Source organism: Pseudomonas sp. R9.37 (assembly GCF_963878885.1).
Lineage (GTDB): Bacteria > Pseudomonadota > Gammaproteobacteria > Pseudomonadales > Pseudomonadaceae > Aquipseudomonas.
Map to the genome: position 1 here is coordinate 250,101 of NZ_CAWNZA010000050.1, position 20,359 is coordinate 270,459.

General features: G+C 61.4%; 19 protein-coding genes. 4 read left to right on the forward strand and 15 right to left on the reverse strand.

Features of this window, described 5'->3' with window-relative positions; genetic code table 11:
* Positions 1–11: 11 nt before the first annotated feature.
* Positions 12–785: an enoyl-CoA hydratase gene (locus AACU78_RS29895; RefSeq protein WP_106579195.1), complete on the forward strand. Its 774-nt coding sequence runs from the start codon at positions 12–14 to the stop codon at positions 783–785.
* Positions 786–1,101: 316 nt separating this feature from the next.
* Here AACU78_RS29895 and AACU78_RS29900 read toward each other — a convergent pair whose 3' ends face one another.
* From AACU78_RS29900 to arnC, 12 genes are all read right to left on the reverse strand, one after another.
* Entirely contained in the window at positions 1,102–2,253 is a 1,152-nt protein-coding gene (locus AACU78_RS29900; RefSeq protein WP_106579197.1) for an acyl-CoA dehydrogenase family protein, read from the reverse strand.
* Positions 2,254–2,256: 3 nt separating this feature from the next.
* Entirely contained in the window at positions 2,257–3,360 is a 1,104-nt protein-coding gene (locus AACU78_RS29905) for an enoyl-CoA hydratase/isomerase family protein (protein WP_106579198.1), read from the reverse strand.
* Between the two features lie 131 nt (positions 3,361–3,491).
* Positions 3,492–4,202, reverse strand: a complete 711-nt coding sequence (locus tag AACU78_RS29910; protein WP_106579199.1) for an HPP family protein — start codon at positions 4,200–4,202, stop codon at positions 3,492–3,494.
* 182 nt (positions 4,203–4,384) lie between these two features.
* Positions 4,385–4,561 carry a hypothetical protein gene (locus AACU78_RS29915; RefSeq protein ID WP_237266725.1) on the reverse strand — a complete coding sequence of 59 codons (177 nt, stop codon included), beginning with the start codon at positions 4,559–4,561 and terminating at the stop codon, positions 4,385–4,387.
* Between the two features lie 331 nt (positions 4,562–4,892).
* Positions 4,893–6,515, reverse strand: a complete 1,623-nt coding sequence (locus AACU78_RS29920; RefSeq protein ID WP_106579200.1) for an ArnT family glycosyltransferase — start codon at positions 6,513–6,515, stop codon at positions 4,893–4,895.
* Positions 6,516–6,518: 3 nt separating this feature from the next.
* Positions 6,519–7,898: a UDP-glucose dehydrogenase family protein gene (locus AACU78_RS29925; RefSeq protein WP_106579201.1), complete on the reverse strand. Its 1,380-nt coding sequence runs from the start codon at positions 7,896–7,898 to the stop codon at positions 6,519–6,521.
* Positions 7,895–8,308: a 4-amino-4-deoxy-L-arabinose-phosphoundecaprenol flippase subunit ArnF gene (gene arnF / locus AACU78_RS29930; protein WP_106579202.1), complete on the reverse strand. Its 414-nt coding sequence runs from the start codon at positions 8,306–8,308 to the stop codon at positions 7,895–7,897. Before arnF ends, AACU78_RS29925 begins: the two co-directional genes overlap by 4 nt.
* A complete protein-coding gene (arnE, locus tag AACU78_RS29935; RefSeq protein ID WP_106579203.1) occupies positions 8,305–8,652 on the reverse strand; it encodes a 4-amino-4-deoxy-L-arabinose-phosphoundecaprenol flippase subunit ArnE in 348 nt (115 codons plus the stop codon). Before arnE ends, arnF begins: the two co-directional genes overlap by 4 nt.
* On the reverse strand, positions 8,649–10,304 hold the full coding sequence (gene arnT / locus AACU78_RS29940; protein WP_106579204.1) for a lipid IV(A) 4-amino-4-deoxy-L-arabinosyltransferase: 1,656 nt from the start codon (positions 10,302–10,304) through the stop codon (positions 8,649–8,651). Before arnT ends, arnE begins: the two co-directional genes overlap by 4 nt.
* The gene (gene arnD, locus AACU78_RS29945) at positions 10,301–11,185 is read right to left on the reverse strand and encodes a 4-deoxy-4-formamido-L-arabinose-phosphoundecaprenol deformylase (RefSeq protein WP_106579205.1); all 885 of its coding nucleotides are present in this window, start codon (positions 11,183–11,185) and stop codon (positions 10,301–10,303) included. The genes arnT and arnD overlap by 4 nt, the downstream gene beginning before the upstream one ends.
* Positions 11,185–13,176, reverse strand: a complete 1,992-nt coding sequence (gene arnA / locus AACU78_RS29950) for a bifunctional UDP-4-amino-4-deoxy-L-arabinose formyltransferase/UDP-glucuronic acid oxidase ArnA (protein ID WP_106579206.1) — start codon at positions 13,174–13,176, stop codon at positions 11,185–11,187. Before arnA ends, arnD begins: the two co-directional genes overlap by 1 nt.
* Positions 13,173–14,213 (reverse strand): undecaprenyl-phosphate 4-deoxy-4-formamido-L-arabinose transferase, encoded by a 1,041-nt coding sequence (gene arnC / locus AACU78_RS29955; RefSeq protein WP_106579207.1) that lies wholly within the window; start codon positions 14,211–14,213, stop codon positions 13,173–13,175. The genes arnA and arnC overlap by 4 nt, the downstream gene beginning before the upstream one ends.
* Positions 14,214–14,684: 471 nt before the next feature.
* On the opposite strand from arnC, the gene AACU78_RS29960 reads away from it, so the two are divergent.
* Both AACU78_RS29960 and AACU78_RS29965 read left to right on the forward strand, forming a co-directional pair.
* Positions 14,685–15,503, forward strand: coding sequence for a M949_RS01915 family surface polysaccharide biosynthesis protein (locus tag AACU78_RS29960; RefSeq protein ID WP_106579208.1), 819 nt, complete (start codon positions 14,685–14,687; stop codon positions 15,501–15,503).
* A 108-nt stretch (positions 15,504–15,611) separates the two neighbouring features.
* Entirely contained in the window at positions 15,612–16,526 is a 915-nt protein-coding gene (locus AACU78_RS29965; protein ID WP_106579209.1) for a site-specific integrase, read from the forward strand.
* A 117-nt stretch (positions 16,527–16,643) separates the two neighbouring features.
* Here AACU78_RS29965 and AACU78_RS29970 read toward each other — a convergent pair whose 3' ends face one another.
* Together AACU78_RS29970 and AACU78_RS29975 are read right to left on the reverse strand one after the other, a co-directional pair.
* A complete protein-coding gene (locus AACU78_RS29970) occupies positions 16,644–17,501 on the reverse strand; it encodes an SDR family oxidoreductase (RefSeq protein ID WP_106579210.1) in 858 nt (285 codons plus the stop codon).
* A gap of 96 nt (positions 17,502–17,597) precedes the next feature.
* Complete coding sequence (locus AACU78_RS29975) at positions 17,598–18,509, reverse strand: LysR substrate-binding domain-containing protein (protein WP_106579211.1); 912 nt, start codon at positions 18,507–18,509, stop codon at positions 17,598–17,600.
* A gap of 114 nt (positions 18,510–18,623) precedes the next feature.
* Between AACU78_RS29975 and AACU78_RS29980 the strand changes: the two genes are divergently transcribed.
* The gene (locus tag AACU78_RS29980; protein ID WP_106579212.1) at positions 18,624–19,232 is read left to right on the forward strand and encodes a LysE family translocator; all 609 of its coding nucleotides are present in this window, start codon (positions 18,624–18,626) and stop codon (positions 19,230–19,232) included.
* Between the two features lie 9 nt (positions 19,233–19,241).
* Here the strand turns inward: AACU78_RS29980 and AACU78_RS29985 are convergent.
* On the reverse strand, positions 19,242–20,359 hold a 1,118-nt coding region (locus AACU78_RS29985), incomplete at its 5' end, for a multidrug effflux MFS transporter (RefSeq protein ID WP_106579213.1).

Sequence of the window (20,359 nt, forward strand, 5' to 3'; positions counted from 1 at the left end):
GGAGCCATTCCATGAGTTACGAAACCATTTTGCTCGAGGTCCAGGGCCGCGTCGGGCTGATTACCCTCAATCGCCCGCAAGCCCTGAACGCCTTGAATGCGCAACTGGTCAGCGAGTTGAACCAGGCGCTGGACAGCCTGGAAGCCAACCCGCAAATCGGCTGCATCGTGCTGACCGGCTCGAAAAAAGCCTTTGCCGCCGGTGCCGACATCAAGGAAATGGCCGAGCTGACCTACCCTCAGATTTACCTGGACGACCTGTTCAGCGACAGCGACCGCGTAGCCAACCGGCGCAAGCCGATCATTGCCGCCGTCAACGGCTTTGCCTTGGGCGGCGGCTGTGAACTGGCGTTGATGTGCGACTTCATCCTCGCCGGCGACGGCGCCAAGTTCGGCCAGCCGGAAATCAACCTCGGCGTGCTGCCTGGCATGGGCGGCACCCAGCGCCTTACCCGCGCGGTGGGCAAGGCCAAGGCCATGGAAATGTGCCTGACCGGGCGTTTTATCGATGCGGTGGAAGCCGAGCGTTGCGGGATTGTGGCGCGTATCGTGCCGGCGGATGAGCTGCTGGAAGAGGCGCTGAAGGTGGCGACGCTGATCGCCGGCAAATCCGTGCCGATCAGCATGATGGTCAAGGAAAGCGTGAACCGCGCGTTTGAAGTGAGCCTCTCCGAAGGCGTGCGCTTTGAGCGCCGGGTGTTCCATGCGGCGTTTGCAACGCAGGATCAGAAGGAAGGGATGGCGGCGTTTGTGGCCAAGCGTGCGCCGGAGTTCAACGATAAGTAACCGGCTTCAAGACTGCTGGAACGCAACGTGTGGGAGCGGGCTTGCTTGCGAATGCGCTGGATCAGTCGATACATTCGCTGACTGATACGCCGTATTCGCGGGCAAGCCCGCTCCCACTTTGGTTTTGCAGCGTATTGGTTGGCGTGGGGAGCGCTTGAATACGCTGGCAATCAGGCGAACAAGTTCGCCGATTGCAACGTCATCACCGATCAAGTTGTGGGAGCTGGCTTGCCTGCAATAGCTGCACTTCGGTCCAACAGGTGAACCGAGGTGCCTGCATCGCTGACAAGCGAGCGCCCGCACAGCCTGCATTAGCTTAGAGCTGGTAGTTCTTCAGCTCGCGCGCGATCACCATCCGCTGAATCTCGCTCGTGCCCTCGTAAATCTGCGTGATTCGCGCATCGCGGTAGTAACGCTCCACCGGATAATCTTCCAGATACCCATACCCACCGTGAATCTGCATCGCTGAGGAGCAGACCTTCTCGGCCATTTCCGAGGCGAACAGCTTGGCCTGGGACGCTTCCGACAGGCACGGCTTGCCGGCACTGCGCAAGCGCGCAGCGTGCAGGATCAGCAACCGTGCGGCATTCAGGCGGGTTTGCATGTCGGCCAGCAGGTTGGCGACACTCTGGTGCTCGATAATCGCCTGGTTGAACTGCACGCGATCGCGCGCATACGCCAGCGCCGCTTCAAAGGCCGCGCGGGCGATGCCCAGGGCCTGGGCAGCAATGCCGATGCGCCCGCCCTCGAGGTTGGACAGGGCGATAGCCAGGCCTTTGCCACGCTCACCGAGCAAATTGGCTTCGGGCACTGTGCATTGGTTGAGGGTGACGGCGCAGGTATCCGACGCGCGAATGCCCATCTTGTGTTCTGTGCGGTCAACCACAAACCCTGGCGTATTGGTGGGCACCAGGAACGCGGAAATGCCCTTTTTGCCCAAGTCCGGATCCGTCACCGCAAACACAATGGCCAGCTTGGCGCGTTTGCCGTTGCTGACAAACTGCTTGGCGCCATTGATCACCCACTGGCCATCGCGCAGTTCCGCGCGTGTGCGCAGGTTATGGGCTTCGGAACCTGCCTGGGGTTCGGTCAGGCAAAAACAGCCGATGGCCTGGCCACTGGCAAGGTCGGGCAGCCAGGCTTCTTTCTGCGCTTGTGTGCCGTAGTTGAGGATTGGCCCGCAACCGACTGAATTATGGATACTCATCAGCGCACCGGTGGCGCCGTCGCCGGCCGAGATCTCTTCAACCGCCAGGGCGTAGGCGACGTAATCGACATAGGTGCCACCCCATTCTTCGGGCACCACCATTCCCAGCAGGCCCAGTTCGCCCATCTTCGCGACCAGGGCATCATCGATCCAGCCGGCTTTCTCCCACGCTTGGGCATGGGGCGCGATTTCACCGCGGGCAAAGTCGCGCGCCATGTCGCGAATCATCACTTGTTCTTCAGTATATTCAATATCTTGCATGGCTTATCTCCCAAACTGCTTGAAGTCGTGGAAGAAGCTCTCCACATGGGTGGCGTTCAGGTCGTGGATCGTGGCCGGGCGCCAGCGCGGCGTTTTGTCCTTGTCGATGATCAACGCGCGTACCCCTTCGATCAGGTCGCCGCGCTCGAACCACTGGCGATCCAGGTGCAATTCCAGCGCGAAGCACTGTTCCAGCGGCAGGCGGCGGCCCAGGCGCAGCATTTGCAGGGTGACGGCCATCGCCAGCGGAGAGCGGGTCTGCATCAGGGCGACGGTGTTCAGTGCCCACTCATGGGAGTCGGCGACGGTGACTTGCTGCAACTGCTCGACGATGCTTGGCACGTCCGGCAGGGCGAAGAAATGGTCGATGGCCGGGCGCAATGCTGCCAGCGGCGCGTCGGGCAATTGCTGGACGCCCAGTTTGGCGAGTACGCCTTGCAGGTCTTTGAGCGGCGAGTCCTGCCATTGCAGGCGGTCGAGTTTCTGGTCCAGGTCGGTGAGCCGGGTGCTTTCGAGGTACCAGTCCGCCAGCCCGCAATACAACGCGTCGGCCGCGCGAATCTGTACGCCGGTGACGCCCAGGTAAATCCCCAACTCGCCGGGTATGCGCGGCAGGAAGTAGCTGCCGCCCACATCCGGGAAATAACCAATGGCCGTTTCCGGCATCGCCAGGCGGCTGCGCTCGGTGACCACGCGCAGATCAGCGCCTTGTACCAGGCCCATGCCGCCGCCGAGCACGAACCCGTCCATCAGCGCCAGGACGGGTTTGCGGTAATGGTGGATAGCCAGGTCTAGGGCGTACTCCTCGACAAAAAAGTCGGCGTGCAGGCTGTCGCCGTTCTTGAAACTGTCGTACAGCGAACGGATGTCGCCCCCGGCGCAGAAGGCTTTTTCGCCAGCGCCGCGCAGCACCACGGCGTAGACCTGCGGGTCATCCGCCCAGGCCTGTAACTGCGCTGTCAGGCTGCGAACCATGTCCAGGGTGATGGCGTTCAAGCCAGCGGGGCGATTGAGGGTGAGGTGGCCGATGTGGTTGCGAACGTCGGCCAGCACTTCGTCCTGAAGAATTTCGGCGCGGCTTGCTTCGGATGAAACCTGAGCAGTCATCTGTAACTCCCTGCTTTTATTGTTCTTTATCAAGATGTTCGCGGACGAACCTTCTCGCGATCGTACCAGTGCAAATTTGCCCAGTACAACCCGGAATCATGCAGGTCGTTTTTGCATTTATGCACGCAGGCTCAGGCGGCGCGGCGGGCCAGTACTTCGCCGATGCTGCGGCGTCGCGCATGGCCTTCTGCGGCATGGATCAACTGTTCGAGTTCGCTCGGTTGCACATCGTAAAACTGCTCCATCTCGGCCAGCGCCCGTTTCAAGTCGGCCGCCGTGATTGCCGGGTCTGTTGCGGACGCCGTATTGCCCATGACCGCTGCCGGCGACTCGACCGCCCCCCTGGGATAGCGCGTGCGCGTGGCGTTGTTATACGCCAGTGCACACGCCAGCAGCGCACCCGCGCCCAGCATGACCGGCGCCAGCACCTGCCACCCAAGGGCCACGGAGGCCGGGTCTGCCAGTACCAACGTCATCGCCAGGCCACCGGCCGGCGGGTGCAGGCAGCGCAGCCAGCAAATCAGGATAACGGTCATGCCCGCCGCCAGGCATGCGCTGCCCAGCGTACGCCCCAATACGCGGGCGACCAGCAGGGCAACAACACCCGCGCACAAATAGCTGCCGATGATCGACCAGGGTTGTGCCAGCGCGCCGGAAGACACCGCAAACAGCAACACAGCCGAGGCACCGACCGGGCCGAGCAGGTGCAGCGCGACCTCCATGCCAAACACTTGGGCGCACACCCAAACACTGAACAGCGTGCCCAGGGCCATGCCGATCGCTGCACGGCTCCATTCAGCAGGGCGGGTATTGATTGCAGCAGGTAACCAACGGGTAAGCATTAAAGCGGTCCTGAAATTGCGGGCGAAAAAAAAGGCTTGCTTGGTTGCCCAGAAAAGCCCTTGAAAGTTCCAACGTTTGGGGGAGGAACCCGCACAGTGTGCCGACCTTTGCTCAAGGGCTCCACTGCATATTAATGAGGGTTGAGTGCAAGTTTATTGAAATCAAATTGTTTTAAGTGCGTTCAAATGACTTCGCCGAAAGGAATCAGGCGCGTCATCTGCGCGAAGGGTGGGCTGACATGGCCCAATACGCGCCTGTCGGTCTCTTCATTGAACAGCTGTCTTTGCAGGTTTTCCTGCAGCGTCAGGTCGCTGGCCAGTGGCCCCTTCAACGCCACCAGGGCGTCGCGCAGTGCCATCAAGCGATCCAGCCTCGGCACGGGAATTGACATCGGATCTTGCGCCACGGCATTGCCCTCGTATGCGTAAACCGCCGAGTGAATGGGCGGGCCTACTGCGTTCTTGTTATCCAGGGTGCGCCAGCCTCGGGCTGGCGAGATAAGCCAGACGTTGGGGCCGGAATGGGTTACCGCACCTGGCAAACGAGTCTACATTTGGGTTCCAGGCGCCGGAAGACAAAGTGCACCAGCCGTTACGCATAGCTGTGTAGGTGCTTTCTCGGTTGCAGCAACGAAAACGCCCACTCCAGTTGAAGTGGGCGTCGTCTTGTACACACGGCCAGCACCGCGATCAGGGCGCCGGGGTTTTTTCCAGATGCAGCAGCACATAAGGGTCTTTGTCAAACTCCCCGGTGAGCGTCGGCGTAACCGATTTCAAGCGCGGGTCCTGCAGGTTTTCGAAATCCTGCGCGCTCATCACCAGCCAGGCAGGCCCTTGCAGCGGGGCCAGGTCTGCGGAGGAATGGGTAAACAACGGCACCTTGTCGCAGTTGAAGTTGACCATGAACTTGATGGCTTTCGCATCCTTGCCCAACCCGTGCAATACCACAGGCGCCGGCTGCTGCGTGATCTGGTCTTTGACCGCCAGGGTGAAGGTGCGCGTGTCGTAGAGCGCGCGCTCCAGGGGTTCAACCACCACGATGTAAGTCGTCCAGAGCGCCAGGACCGCAGCGAAGGCTGGCCCCGTCACGCGTATCCGCACGTTGAAGACAGCCAGCAGCGCCAGTACCTGAAGCACGCTCAGTACGCCGAATATCACCCCCAGGTTGCCCAGTTGCTCGGCGTAACGTCGGCGCGCCACCACCAGCCCGACGGCCAGCAGTGCCGGCATCAGCGTCCAGATACCCAGCATCAAGGCGCGCAACCCTGCAAACAGCCGCCCTTGGGTGACCTGGAACGGGTAGGCCGCAAGGATCGCCGCCATTGGCAACATCGGCAGGATGTAGCGCGCCTTTTTTGCCTGAGGCACTGACAAGCCCAGCATCACCAGCAACCCGGCGGCGGCGCAATACAGCACCAGCTGCAAGGCCGGGTCTGGCGTGCGGCGCCCGCCGACGGCCACCGCCACCAGCACCAACAGTGCCAGTGGATAGGCCAGGGCATAATTGCCCAGCGAGCTGGTGAAGTAATACAGCGCGCCGCTGGAACCTTCGGTGCCATCCATGCGCCCCAGGAACTGCATGCGGATCACGTCCTGCATGAAGTCCTCGCCACCGCTGAGCTTGGCCAGCAGCAGCAACAGGCCCACACAGGCCGCCAGCAACGCCAGGGCAATCAGGCCGAAGGTGAACAGTTGGCGCCACTGCCGGTTGAGCAGGTAATAGCTGCACAGCACGCCCGTTGGAATCACCAGGCCGATCGGCCCACGGATGGCGAAGCCGATGATCAGCAACAGGAACAGCCAGTGCAGGCGTTTCGGGCTGGCGAAGTGATCATGCGCATACCCCAGGTAAAACACCGCCAAGGCCACCGCCGCGAGCATCTGGTCGAGGGACACCGCCCGGGTTTCACTGATGAAGGTGCTGCTGAGCAGCAACATCGCAATACTCAGCAGGCCCCAGCGCACGGAGTAGGGCGCCGTCAGCCGATACACCAGCATCACGATCAGCGCCGAAGCGATGGCCGTAGGCAACCAGGCGGTCAAGCTGGTGACCTGGCCCAGGGGCAACGAGAACAACCACGTCAACACGGTCGAGGTGGCCAGGTAATCGGCGTAGGGCTGCCCGTAGGTCGTGGGGAAAAAGCTCGGCCCATGACGCAGCATTTCCTGGGCAAACACCACGAAGCGCGAGTCAAACCCGATAATCGCCTGGTGCCAGTTGCCGGCAATAAACAGCACCAGCGCCAGGAGCCCAAGCCCCAGCGACTGGTGACGGATCGTTGCAGTGAGCAGGGGCGGATAAGCTTTGTTCACGTATCAGGCTTCCTTGACCTGCTGTACCCAGTTTTGCTGAGGGATCGGCAGTTCACAGGAGTCGCCACGGCCCATCGGGAAGTACTTGAAGCCTTTGCGTGCCAGGCGTTCGCCGTCATACAGGTTGCGACCGTCGAAGATCACCGGGTTTTTCAGGCGTGCGTGGATCAGGTCGAAATCCGGCGCCTTGAACTGCTGCCATTCGGTGCAGACGATCAGCGCATCGGCGCCGCTCAAGGCCGATTCCGGCGTGCCCAAAAGCGTCAGGCGTGACTCGTCGCCGTAGATGCGCTGAGTTTCCTGCATGGCTTCCGGGTCAAATGCACGGACATTGGCACCCGCGGCCCACAAGGCCTCCATCAGCACACGGCTCGGTGCATCGCGCATGTCATCGGTGTTGGGCTTGAACGCCAGGCCCCACAAGGCAAAAGTCTTGCCCTGCAGGTTGCCCTTGAAGTAAGCGTTGATACGCTCGAACAGCTTGCTCTTCTGGCGCTGGTTGATCGCTTCCACGGCTTCCAGCAAGTCACTGGAGCAGTTGGCTTGCTTGGCGCTGTGGATCAAGGCGCGCATGTCCTTGGGGAAGCAGGAGCCGCCGTAGCCGCAACCGGGGTAGATGAAGTGGTAACCGATCCGCGAGTCGGCACCGATGCCCAGGCGCACGGCTTCGATGTCCGCGCCCAGGTGTTCGGCCAGCTCGGCGATCTGGTTGATAAAGCTGATCTTGGTCGCCAGCATGCAGTTGGCGGCGTACTTGGTCAGTTCGGCGCTGCGCAGGTCCATGAAGATGATGCGGTCATGGTTGCGGTTGAACGGCGCGTAGAGGTCGCGCATCACTTCACGCACTTCCTCGCGCTCGCAGCCGATGATGATGCGGTCCGGACGGCGGCAGTCGGCGACGGCCGAGCCTTCCTTGAGAAATTCCGGGTTGGAGACGATATCGAACTCCAGCTGCCGGCCGGCGGTGCGCAGGTTCTTTTCGATGTGCGCACGCAGGGTGTCGCCGGTGCCGACGGGAACGGTGGATTTTTCCACCAGGATCACCGGCTCCACGCGGTGGCGGGACACGGCATCACCCACCGACAGCACGTATTTGAGGTCGGCCGAGCCGTCTTCATCCGACGGCGTGCCCACGGCAATGAACAGCACTTCACCGTGTTCGACCGCGAGCTTTTCATCGAAGGTAAAGTGCAGGCGCCCGCTTTCCAGGTTTTCCTTGACCATGGCCGCAAGCCCCGGCTCGAAGATGGTCACATGGCCTTTCTGGAGCGACTCGACCTTGCTCTTGTCCACGTCCATGCAGATCACATCGTGACCGACTTCGGCCAATACGGTGGCCTGCACCAGACCGACGTAACCGCTACCAAATACACTGATTTTCATGGGACATTCCTGGGGCTTGCAACGCTAGCACGACGAGAGTTAATAACCAGAACACCGAGGATGACCAACGCCACCCCCAGGGTTTTTGAAAGCGAAAAAGCTTCGTGGAACACCGGCAGGCTGGCAGCCAGCAGGTAGACCAACGCGTAGCTGATGCTGAGCAGCGAATAGGCGCGACCCAGCGGCAAATGCTTGAGTGCGCCAAGCCAGCACAGCATCGACAGCGCGTAGGCGATGATCGCCAGGATCACCACGCCCAAGGCGCCAAGGTCGATGGCATTGCTGTTGAACGCGCTCAGCCAGTCGGCTGGCAGCGGCAGGCGCGTCATGCTCCAGCGCATGCCCAATTGGGCGGCGCTGACCAGGCCGACACTGCCAAGGGCCAGGGCAAAGCCTTGAGCCCGGCTCATACGTGACGCCCCAGCAACACCACACCGCCGATCACCAGCGCCACGCCCAGCCAGTGCCGGCCGTCGATGTGTTCATGAAAAACAAAGCGCGCCATCAGCGTGACCAGTACAAAATTCAGGCTGAGCATCGGGTAGGCGATGCCCACTTCCAGGCGCTGCAACACCAGCAGCCAGACCAGCAGGCCCAGGCCCAGGCACACCAGCGCCGACCACAGCCACGGCGAGCGCAATTTGGGCGCCCAACCCTCCGGCTGGTCGCGCCAGCTTTCCACGGCAAACTTTTGCGAGACCTGGCCCATGCACGTCAGCAGGCATGCGCCCAGCAATAGAAGCAGGGTGATCATTGCGCGGCCTGTGGGAAAATCAGGATCACAATGTTGCCTTGCTCATAGCGTTTACCGTCCTTGGGCAGCAGGTTGACTTCGGCGACTTCATCGTCACCCTTGACCCGCATGACCACACCGACAGAACCTTTCTTGCGCGCCTCGCTCATCCATTGCTGGACTTCGTGGGTATCGATCCTGCGGTGCGCGGTGTCCGGGTAGGCGATGCCGTATTTCACTTCGCCGACCGTGTTGTAGAGGCTGACGTCCGGACGCCCCATGCGCCACGACAGCGCCGAGGCCGCGCCAAGGTCATTGCTGAGCAGGGAGGCAGTGGGTTGCAGCTCGTCCAGGTGATCGATGATGAACTGGTCCGGGGTCTTGTTGTAAACCACCGAATGCGGCAAGGCGGCGGGCACCAATGCCACCAGCAGCCAGCTGCCGATCACCGGCGCGGCCCACAGTTTCAGCGGGCGCGCCGCCTGGAGCAGGTTGACCACGATCCAGCCGAACAGGAAGGTGAATAGCAGCACCAGGCTGAGGGTTTCTTCGCCGTGGTCATACACGGGCTTTTTCAATTGGAACCAGCTGAGCGCCAGCACCGCCAGAACACCCAGCGCCAGGTTCAACCAGCCGTTGATGCGCAAGGCACGGCCGTGGCCCAGGGCGAGCTTGTCGCTTAGGGTCGAGCCCATCAACAAGGCCAACGGCAGCAGGCACGGCATGATGTACGACGGCAGCTTGCCTTTGGCCAGGCTGAAAAATGCCAGGGGCATCAGCAGCCACAGCAACAGGAAGGCGGTCTGCGGCAGGCGTTTTTGCAGCCACGCCTGTTTGAGCGTGGACGGCAACAGCGCAATCCACGGCAGCGAGAACGCGACCATCAGCGGCAGGTAGAACCAGAACGGCTCGGCGTGCTGGGCGTCATCACCGGCAAAGCGCTGGATATGCTCGTGCCAGAAGAAGAAGTTCCAGTAATCCGGCTCTTGCAGGTGCACGGCCAGCGCCCAGGGCAGGCTGACGATAATGGCCACGACCACGGCAACCACGCCGTACCCGAGCAACTCACGAAAACGCTTCTGCCAGATTGCATAGGGCAGGGCGATCAACACCGGCAGCAACCAGGCCAGAAACCCCTTGGTCATGAACCCCATGCCGCAGGCAAAACCCAGCAACGCCCAGGACCCCAAGCGGCCCTGGCGGGTGCTGCTGTCAAAGCAGAACCACAGCGCAACGCCGGTCAGGTTGACCCAGAAGGTGAATTGCGGGTCCAGGTTGGCGTAGCCACCCAGCAATGCCACGCTGACAAAGCTCATGTACAGCACGGTGCTGACCAGGCTTTTTTGCGGGTCATTCCACAAGCGGCGCGACACCAGGTAAACCAGCAGAATGCTCAGCCCGGTGCTCAGGGCCGAAGCAAAGCGCACACCGAACAGGTTCTGACCGAAGATCGCCTGGCCCAGCGCGATCATCCAGTAGCCGGCAGCGGGTTTCTCGAAGTAGCGGATGCCCATGAAATGCGGCGAGGCCCATTTGCCGGTCAACAGCATTTCCTGGCTGATCTGCGCGTAACGGGTCTCATCGGGAATCCACAGGCCGTGGCTGGCCAGCGGTAACAGGTAAAACACGCCAAACGCCAACAGGAGCAGGGGCAGTGCCCAGCGCCGGATCATGCCTGCTGCACTCCGAGCCAACCCTCACGGCCGCTCAACGCGCCGCGCACCAGGTGTTGCTGGGGCAGGGTGGTCACATCCGCGGGCAGCAGGTCGCCCAGGGGTTGGAAGTCGATGCCGCGCTGCCCGGCCTGGGCAAGCAACTGGCGAAAATCATCAGCCATCAGAATCCCTTCTACTTCTGCGTGGATCGTGTAGACGTTCAGCTTCGACGCGTTAAACCGGTCAAGAATGAAGCTGTTGAAGTCTTTGGCAGCCACTACCGGCCCGACCACTTCGTCGAAGGTCGGCAGGTCTACCGGAATTTGTGGGGTGCCCGCACTGCCATCGGCCAAGGTCGGACGAAACAGGCTGGTGCCCCGGCAATCGCTGTTGTAGCGAAAGTTGAACGTTTGCTTGGCTTGCACCACGCGCTCATCGGCACGCCAACCGGCGGCCGCTGAACAGTCGATGCGTTCACCCAGAATGTCGCTCAGGGTGTCTACGCCACGACGGATCTGCTCGATGAGCTGTGCCTCGCTCCAGCGCCCGGTGTTGGCCTGCCAGCCGTGGTGATCCCACGCGTGCAGGCCGACTTCATGGCCGGCCGCCTTGGCCTGGCGCATCAAGTGCCCCAGGTCACGGCCAATCGGTTTGCCCGGCCAGGCGGTGCCGGCCAGCAAGATATCCCAGCCATACAGCCCGGCGGCATTGGAACGCAGCATCTTCCACAGAAATTGCGGGCGGATCAGGCGCCACAAGTGGCGCCCCATGTTGTCCGGCCCAACGCTGAAGAAGAACGTCGCTTTAACCCCGGATTCATCCAGGGATTCGAGCAACCGCGGCACACCTTCACGGGTGCCACGGTAGGTATCGACGTCAATGCGCAAGCCTGCCTTCATTACTTCTTGTCCGCGATTTCGAGCATGGCTTCCTTGAGGAAGAAGTCCAGGGTGTTGCCGATGGTTTCGCTCATCTCAACGGTAGGCTCCCAGTTCAGCAGGCGCTTGGCGTTTTCGATGCTTGGCTTGCGGTGTGCCACGTCCTGGTAACCGGTGCCGTAGAACGCCTTGCTCTCTACGTCGCGGAAACCGGCGAACGGCGGGAAGTTGCTGCGCAGCGGGTGAGCTTCGAACTGACGCAGCAGTTCTTCGCCCAACTGACGGATGCTGGCTTCGTTTTCCGGGTTACCGATGTTGATGATCTGACCGTTGCAGTTGTCATTGTCGTTATCAATGATGCGCGCCAGGGCTTCGATGCCGTCGGCGATGTCAGTGAAGCAGCGCTTCTGCTCGCCACCGTCGAACAGACGGATCGGCGTGCCTTCCACCAGGTTAAGGATCAACTGGGTGATGGCGCGGGAGCTGCCGATACGCGCAGAGTCCAGACGGTCAAGGCGCGGGCCCATCCAGTTGAAGGGACGGAACAGGGTGAACTTCAGGCCTTTGTCGCCGTAGGCCCAGATCACGCGGTCCAGCAGTTGCTTGGAGACCGAGTAGATCCAGCGCTGCTTGTTGACCGGACCGACGACCAGGTTGGAGGTGTCTTCGTCGAAGTACTGGTCCTGGCACATGCCATAGACTTCGGAGGTCGACGGGAAGATCACGCGCTTGTTGTACTTGACGCAGTAGCGAACCAGTTTCAGGTTCTCTTCGAAGTCCAGTTCGAACACGCGCAGCGGGTTACGGGTGTATTCGATCGGCGTGGCGATGGCCACCAGCGGCAGGACCACGTCGCACTTCTTGATGTGGTACTCGATCCACTCGGAGTGAATGCTGATGTCGCCTTCCACGTAATGGAAGTTCGGGTGGCTGCGCAGGCGCTCGATGGCGTCGGAGCCGATGTCCAGGCCGTAGATTTCGTAACGGTCGTCACGCAGCAGGCGCTCGGACAGGTGGTTACCGATAAAGCCGTTCACACCCAGGATCAGTACGCGGGTACGGCGTGGCTTGCGGCCAGACTCGGCGCCGCGCAGCACGGAACCGTCCACCAGGCCCAATTCATCCGCCAGGGAAGGGCCGGCCAGGTACAGGCCGTTTTCGTTGCGCTGGCCGAACTTGACCACCAGCGAGTCTTCGCCGCAGGCAATGCGCAGCGGGTTGACGCTGATTACGCGGCCTGGGGCCAGGCCTTCGTTGCCCTTGACCACTTCAGCGTGCCAAACGATCAGTTTGTGCTCGCCCACAGCGCAGAAGGCGCCCGGGTACGGTTGGGTGACGGCGCGAACCAGGTTGAACAGCTCTTCAGCCGGCTTTTTCCAGTCCAGCTTGCCATCGGCAGCGGTGCGGCGGCCAAAGTAGGTGGCCTTGGTTTCGTCCTGTGCGGTTTCAGCCAGTTTGCCCTGGGCCAGTTGCGGCAGTGCATCGCGCAGCAGGCTGGTGGCGGCGTCACGCAGCTTGGCGTGCAGGGTCAGGCCGGTGTCGGTACGGTCGATGACGACGTTCTGCTGGGCCAGGATCGGGCCGGCATCGGCGCGCTTGACCATACGGTGCAGGGTCACGCCGGTTTCGGTTTCGCCGTTGACCAGCACCCAGTTGGCCGGTGCACGGCCACGGTATTGCGGCAGCAGGGAGCCGTGCAGGTTGAACGCGCCTTTTTTGGCGGTGGCCAGCAAGGCTTCGCTCAGCAGGTTGCGGTAGTAGAACGAGAAGATGAAATCCGGGTTCAGCTTGGCGATGCGCTCGATCCACAGCGGGTGGTTGGCGTCTTCCGGTGCGTGCACCGGGATGCCGTTGCGGGCGCAGAGTTGGGCGACGGAACCGTAGAAATTGTTTTCCTTGGGGTCGTCGGCATGGGTGAACACGGCAGCAATGTCATAGCCGGCGGTCAGCAGGGCTTCAATGCCTGCACAGCCAATATCGTGATAAGCGAAGACAACAGCTTTTGAATTCATGACGAAACCTGATCGGAAGGAGAAGTAGAAGTGGAGGTATGGGAGGACACCAGGCCGTCAACAACGACCACTGGAGCCGGTGCTGCCGGTTGGTTGCGCAGCACTTTTTCAATGAAGAAACGGGGGCGGGCGCGTACATCGCTGTACATGCGACCCAGGTATTCGCCCAACAGGCCCATGCCGATGAACTGGCCACCGGTGAACACGAACAGCACCGCGAACAGCACGAACATGCCATCGCCAGCCCACTGTGCACCAAAGGCCAGGCGCAGGATGACCAGCGCAAAGGCGAACAGCACGCCGAGGGCGGCCAGGCTGAAACCGACAATCGACAGCAGGCGCAGCGGAGTGGTGGTCATGCACGTCAGCAGGTCGAACATCAGGCTGATCAGGCGCATGGCGCTGTATTTGGATTCGCCGTGCTCACGCTCGGCGTGATGCACCAGGATTTCGGTGGTGTGGCGGGCAAAACCGTTGGCCAGGATCGGGATGAAGGTGCTGCGCTCGCGGCAGGCCAGCATGGCGTCGACGATGGTGCGCCGGTAAGCGCGCAGCATGCAGCCGTAGTCGGTCATGGCCACGCCGGTGGAGCGTTGCACGGCCAGGTTGATCAGGCGCGAAGGCCAGCGGCGGAACGCCGAGTCCTGGCGATTGTTGCGCACGGTGGCGACCACGTCGTAGCCCAGGGCGGCTTGCTCGACGAGGCGCGGGATTTCTTCCGGCGGGTTTTGCAGGTCGGCGTCCAGGGTAATTACCACTTCGCCACGGCACTGCTCGAAGCCGGCCATGATCGCCGCATGCTGGCCGTAGTTACGGTTGAGGATCACCGCCACTACATGGCTGCCTTCTTGCGCGGCAGCGTCTTCCAGCAATTGGGCCGAATTGTCGCGACTACCATCATCGACCAGGATGATTTCGTATTCGTAGGCCAGTTGCTTGCAGGCTGCGCTTGTGCGACGCAGCAATTCAGGCAGGCTCTCTTGTTCGTTGTAGACCGGGATGACGATCGACACGCAATGAATAGAGTAGGGTTTCAAAGATTCATGACCTCGGGGCTAGAGCAGGTTGGCGCGTGAAAACAGCAGTCATCGGCGGCTGAAGGTTCAGAAAACTGATTAAACATAGCGTGGGTTTGCGGTGTTCATTCGACCTTCCTGAGACTGGCAATAATTTCTTCCATGGGCAAGCGTAGTAAAGACGAAATGTCTCAAAGGTAAAACGTAATCAACAAGTTAGTCCGATAACACGCGCCTCGTTCTCAAGTCCTTGGTCCAAGATTAAGCGGAAAAATGTTGAACGAATATGAAAGGCGGATGAAAAACTCGTTTATTTGACAGGTAGACAGCTAGGGTTCAGCTAAGTAACTGAGGCGCCAGGGGATACCTTGAACCGGTAAAACCGTGACGTTTTTTGCAGCTTGCAGTGTGCCGCCGGTTTTATTCAACAAACTTCTCTGCATTGCCCCTCAAGTGCCGGTAAAGTAAGCCATCTCTTGCCAGGGTACTCGGATGAATAGCGTGCAGCTTTTACGCGGCCAGTTGCGGCCTGCGTTGATGGGATTGTTGATGGCTGTGGCCTGCGTCACGACCGTGCGCGCCGATGATGGCGTGGCGCTCACCTCGGTCGATCAGGTGCCCGAAGGCGTCGAAGTGCGCGGCAAACAGGTCGCGGCCTACACCTGGGACGACAGCCAGGGCAAGAACCTTCTGGTGCTCGCCGAACAGGTCAGCGAACGCGATGACGATGGCACCCAGTCGGCGTTCGTCTACGCCGCGCAATACCTGCTCGCTGGCGATCATCCCAAGCGCGTGTGGATGCTCTATGACGATGTGCAGCATTGCCAGTTCGACGCCGCGCTGCGCTTCGACATGGCGGCCACCAAAGTCACCGACCTCACCGGCGACGGCATCACCCAGGCCACGGTGGGCTATTCGCGCACATGCACCAGCGATGTCAGCCCGAACGAATTCAAGCTGATCATGCACGTTGGCAAATCCCAGAAGTACCGCCTGCGCGGCGTCGATCGCGTTGGGGCGAGCTGGTGGGACGAGGAAGCCGGCGCCTTGCGCGGCATGCCGCTGCCCAAGGATTGCAGCGTGGCGGCGCAGCAAGCACTGGTCAGTCAGTACAAGGAGCAGGGCACCGAGTTACCGCTGCCGGGCTGCTATGGCGATGAAAAGGACTTTGCCAAGGCGCCTGACAGCTACCTGGCGTTCATGCGCCAGCATTGGTTCGCGCTGATGCAGAAGCAGGACACCGAGTGGAGTCAATCCCAGACCCAGCCTCAGACCGACGACGCTACCGGGGATGACGAAACGGCCCCGTGATTTGGTGCCAGGGCCGGTCCTGCGCTAGACTCGGCCTTCGCCAATTCACTAAATACCTCGATTAAACAATGGCTTGATCGAGGTATTTAATCCAAAGGCTGATCTCCCTTGACTGAGTCCATCCGCAACCCGCTGACCCTTTACCTCACTCGCCTCGCGCCCTCCAGCCAACTGACCATGCGCTACGTGCTGCAGGACGCCGCCGACCGCCTGGGCTTCGAAGACATCAACCTCGAAGACATCGACTGGCACCTGCTGCAACCTGAACACGTGATTGCCCTGGTCGCCGCACTGCGCGAGGACGGCTACGCGCCCAACACCTCTTCGCTGTATGTGAATGCCGTGCGTGGGGTCATGAACGAAGCCTGGCGCATGAGCCTGATCAGCCAGGACCACCTGCTCAAGATGCGCTCGGTCAAGGCGGCGCCCGGTACCCGACTGGGCCAGGGGCGCAATTTGCGCCGCAGCCTGATTCGCGAGCTGATGGAAGTCTGCGCTGCCGACCCGCGCCCTCAGGGCCTGCGGGATGCGGCGGTGATCGGCATTTTGTATGGGTCGGGCATGCGCAAGTCAGAGTCGGTGAACCTCGACCTGGCGCAGATCAACTTCGAGGAGCGCAGCCTGCGCGTGACCGGCAAAGGCAACAAGGCGTTGATCAAGTACGCGCCCGCCTGGGCATTTGAAAAGCTGACAGCCTGGCTGGACTTTCGTCGCGAGCAGCTCAAGGACGGCGAGCAGGACGATACGTTCCTGTTCAACCGCATTCGCCGGGGCAGCCATATCACCCGTGAGCGCATTACCAAACACGCGATTTATTACATCGCCCGTCAACGCGGCGAACAGGTTGGCGTGAAAATCATGCCGCATGACTTCAGGCGTTCATTCATCACCCGGGTGATTGAGGAACATGACCTGTCAATCGCGCAGAAACTCGCGCACCACAGCAATATCCAGACCACCGCCAGCTATGACGTACGCGACGACAATGAGCGGCGGCGGGCCGTGGACCGGTTTGATTTATAACTTCAGTCAACCATGTGAGAGGGGGGCTTGCTTCCGAAGATGCAGGGTCAGCGACTCAATGACTGACCCTGCGCTATCGGGAGCAAGCCCCCTTCGCTACTTGGTGGTGTACCGGGTTTAAAGGATTGGCTTGCCGCCGGTGACCGCGTAGCGCGAACCGGAGATATAGCTGGCTTCATCCGAGGCCAGCAACACATAGATCGGCGCCACTTCTACCGGCTGGCCGGGGCGCCCCAGTGGGGTTTCGCTGCCAAAGCTCTGCACGTCTTTGTCCGTCATGGTCGATACGATCAGCGGTGTCCAGATCGGGCCCGGCGCCACGCTGTTGACCCGAATGCCTTTGTCACCCAGCAATTGCGCCAGGCCGCCGGTGAAATTGGCAATGGCGCCCTTGGTGGCGGCATAGGCCAACAGCGTTGGCTTGGGCATGTCGGAATTGACCGAACTGGTATTGATGATCGAACTGCCGGCTTTCATGTGGGGCAGGGCGGCCTTGCAGATGCGAAACATCGCGGTGATGTTGATATCGAAGGTCCGCACCCATTCCTCGTCTTCGATCTCTTCGAGGGTTTCGTGGGTCATCTGGAACGCGGCGTTGTTGACCAACACGTCAATGCGCCCGAACTGTTCGACGGTCTTGTCGACCAGCGCCTGGCACGTGGCCTTTTGGGCAATATCGCCGGGCAGCAACAGGCACTGGCGGCCCGCTTCTTCAACCCAGCGTGCGGTCTCCTTGGCGTCTTCATGCTCGTCCAGGTAAGCGATGGCCACATCGGCGCCTTCACGGGCAAACGCAATGGCGACGGCGCGGCCAATGCCGCTGTCGGCACCGGTGATCAGCGCGATTTTGTTGGCCAGCCGGCCCGAGCCCTTGTAGCTCTTCTCGCCGCAGTCGGGGTACGGGTCCATTTTCTTCTGGGCGCCGGGTACGGATTGGGCTTGTGGGGCGAAGGGTGGGCGAGGGTAGTCAGTCATCTCAGTCTCCATAGGTCTTCAAGGGTGCTATGGAGTTAGTAGTTTTGCCGGCGGCGATAGTTGTAGTGAATGTCGGGCAAGCCCGACGAATGGTTTTCAGCCAGCCGCAGGCAAGAACTCAAGGCCTGGCAGCTCCAGCGTCGGAACGAGCCGGCTCAGGCACTCGTACAGTTCACGCAACGTGTGTGCGTGGCGGCTCGCTCTGGGCCAGACCAGATAGTAGCCATCACCCGAGGCGACGGCCGTTGCGCAGGGCAGCGTGATCAGGCCGTCGCGCACATCGTTGGCCACCAGGTGCAGGTCGCCGATCGAGACACCATGGCCGCGCATGGCAGCCGAAATCGCCTGGTCCAGCGTATCGAAGACCTTGCCACGGTCCAGGTCGATACGCGCGGCACACGGCTGGGCGGCCAGCCAGCGTCGCCAGTCCCGGCGGTCGGCGGTGGGGTGGATGAGTTCGGCCTCGGCCAGGTCAGTGCGCACCCAGCCGGGCGCGCAAATGGGGATCAACCATTCATCAAACAGTTTGTGTGCGTGCACATCGGCGCCGAACTGACCGTTGCCGAGCAAAATCGCGCAGTCGTAAGGCTCTGCGTAAAAGTCCACGCTGTCGAAATCCATCCAGACACTTGCCAGCTGTATCGCCATTTCAGGCGCGCTGAGCTTGAGGAGGTCCAGCGTGTGCAGCAGCCAGCGCATGGTCAGCGTCGATGGGGCCTTCAAACGTAAATCGCCAGTGCCGGCCCGGAAGGGCGCGCACGCCTGTTCGATGATGCGAAAGCCGACCTTGAGTTCCTGCGCAAGCCGTTCGCCCGCAACGGTGAGTTGCAGTCGAGGCCCGAGGCGTTCGAACAAGCGACAGTTGAGGAGGCCCTCGAGGGTTTTGATATGGCGGCTGACCGCACTTGGAGTCAACGACAAGGCTTGCGCCGCGCGTGTAAACGAAGACGTGCGGGCCGCCACTTCAAAGGCGCGCAGGGCATACAGTGGTGGAAGGCGTTCGGCCATGGAGGGGCAGTCATTGTGATTAAAACTCATAGTAGGGCACAGGCTTTTACGTTTTTCAACGCGCGCGGCCTGGCGCAAGCTGACACGCCTCACTTCACAAGGCGTTTAAGCGCGATGAATAGCTCGTTACTTCTGATTTATGTCTTCAGCGTAGTGGCCCTGATTGTCACGCCCGGGCCGGTGGTGGCGCTGATCATCACTACCAGCCTGCAATCCGGAAGCCGGAGCGCGCTGTTGACGGCGGCGGGCACCAACCTGGCGTCGCTGATCCTGGTCCTGGTGGCGGTACTGATTTTGTCGGGGAGTTTTTCCGTCAGTCCAGGCTTGCTGAGCGCGATCAGCGTTGTGGGCTGCCTGTTCATCTTGTACCTGGCGGTCCAGGGGCTGCGTTATCCACCTGGGCCAGGTGTCCAGACTCGCCGCGCGCGCAGCGGCGTCGGCAGGGGTTTTCTGGTGGGAATTTCCAACCCCAAGGACATCATTTTCTTCGTCGCCTTCTTCCCTCAATTCATCCACGTGGCGGACTCGTTCAGTGCCAGCGTCGCGTGGTTGACCGGGTTGTGGGTGCTTATCGACTTTGCGGTGCTGGCGGGGTACATCGCCCTCGCGCGCCAGGCGTTCGCGCTGAAATACCGCGCGGCTATCAACCGCGTGGCGTGCCTGGTGCTGCTGGCCGTGGCCCTGATGGGTATCGTGCATTCAGGGCGTTTGCTGCTGGGATGACGATGCGTATCAGCTGCGCGGCGAAGGCTTTAGATGCACGGGCAAGCGGCGCAGTGTCCACCAGGTGGTGAGCATGGCCGCGACTGCGCACAGGGCGATGCCGATCAACATCGGTGCCGGCGTATGATCGGCGTACAACCCGATCAGGGTCATGGACACGGCAGCGGTGATCATCTGGATGGCGCCCAACAGGGCCGACGCGGAACCCGCAACGGCGCCGTGGTCCTCCAGGGACAACACGCCGGCCGCTGGCAACAGCAGGCCGAGAAAGCCAAAGCCGATAAACAGCAGCGTCATCATTACCGCCAGGTGATTGCCCCACAGCGTGGTGGCGGCCAGCAGCACCATGATCGCCGCCACCGCCATGACCGACCAACGAATCACCGGCGCCAGACCAAAGCGCGCGCTCAGGCGGGCGGTCATTTGGCTCATGGCAAAGAACGACGCGGCATTGAGCGCAAAGCACAGGCTGAATTGCGTCGGCGTCAGGCCGAAATATTCGATGTACACAAACGGCGCGCTGCCGATGAACACAAAGAAGGTCGCCAGTCCGAAGCCGCTGACCACCGCCAAGCCGATAAACACCGGGTCGCGCAGCAGTGCGCCGTAACTGCCGATGGCGGTGCCCAGGGTCTTGCCCAATCGGCGCTCGGCCGGATGGGTTTCCGGCAACTGCACAATGGTCATTACCAGGCACAGCACGGACACCACAGCCAGTACGGCAAACACTTCGCGCCAACTCCAGAGTGAAATCACCACGCTGCCGGCCAACGGCGCCAGGATCGGCGACACGCTCATCACCAGCATCAGCAAGGCCATCAGGCGCGCGGCTTCGTGGCCGGTGTACAGGTCACGGACAATCGCCCGCGGGATGACCATGCCGGCGCACGCGCCGAAGGCTTGCAGGGCGCGAAAGCCGATCAGTACTTCGATGCTCGGTGCCAGGGCACAGCCGACACTGGCCACGGCGAAAATCACCAGGCCGGCGTAGATCGGCGGCTTGCGCCCGTACACATCGCTGAGGGGGCCGTAGAACAGTTGGCACACGCCGATGATCATGAAGAACACCGTCAGGCTCATCTGCACCGCCGCCGGCGAGGCCTGCAGGCTGGCGCCAAGGGTGGGCA

Excerpts from the sequence above, each read along its gene's own strand:
- AACU78_RS29980 (WP_106579212.1), top strand. The coding sequence starts at position 18,624 with ATGAATAGCTCGTTACTTCTGATTTATGTCTTCAGCGTAGTGGCCCTG.
- AACU78_RS29925 (WP_106579201.1), bottom strand. The coding sequence starts at position 7,898 with ATGAAAATCAGTGTATTTGGTAGCGGTTACGTCGGTCTGGTGCAGGCC.
- arnE (WP_106579203.1), bottom strand. The coding sequence starts at position 8,652 with ATGATCACCCTGCTTCTATTGCTGGGCGCATGCCTGCTGACGTGCATG.
- AACU78_RS29970 (WP_106579210.1), bottom strand. The coding sequence starts at position 17,501 with ATGACTGACTACCCTCGCCCACCCTTCGCCCCACAAGCCCAATCCGTA.
- AACU78_RS29900 (WP_106579197.1), bottom strand. The coding sequence starts at position 2,253 with ATGCAAGATATTGAATATACTGAAGAACAAGTGATGATTCGCGACATG.
- AACU78_RS29905 (WP_106579198.1), bottom strand. The coding sequence starts at position 3,360 with ATGACTGCTCAGGTTTCATCCGAAGCAAGCCGCGCCGAAATTCTTCAG.
- AACU78_RS29895 (WP_106579195.1), top strand. The coding sequence starts at position 12 with ATGAGTTACGAAACCATTTTGCTCGAGGTCCAGGGCCGCGTCGGGCTG.
- arnT (WP_106579204.1), bottom strand. The coding sequence starts at position 10,304 with ATGATCCGGCGCTGGGCACTGCCCCTGCTCCTGTTGGCGTTTGGCGTG.
- AACU78_RS29960 (WP_106579208.1), top strand. The coding sequence starts at position 14,685 with ATGAATAGCGTGCAGCTTTTACGCGGCCAGTTGCGGCCTGCGTTGATG.
- arnA (WP_106579206.1), bottom strand. The coding sequence starts at position 13,176 with ATGAATTCAAAAGCTGTTGTCTTCGCTTATCACGATATTGGCTGTGCA.
- AACU78_RS29915 (WP_237266725.1), bottom strand. The coding sequence starts at position 4,561 with ATGGCACTGCGCGACGCCCTGGTGGCGTTGAAGGGGCCACTGGCCAGC.
- AACU78_RS29975 (WP_106579211.1), bottom strand. The coding sequence starts at position 18,509 with ATGGCCGAACGCCTTCCACCACTGTATGCCCTGCGCGCCTTTGAAGTG.
- arnF (WP_106579202.1), bottom strand. The coding sequence starts at position 8,308 with ATGAGCCGGGCTCAAGGCTTTGCCCTGGCCCTTGGCAGTGTCGGCCTG.
- AACU78_RS29910 (WP_106579199.1), bottom strand. The coding sequence starts at position 4,202 with ATGCTTACCCGTTGGTTACCTGCTGCAATCAATACCCGCCCTGCTGAA.
- arnD (WP_106579205.1), bottom strand. The coding sequence starts at position 11,185 with ATGAAGGCAGGCTTGCGCATTGACGTCGATACCTACCGTGGCACCCGT.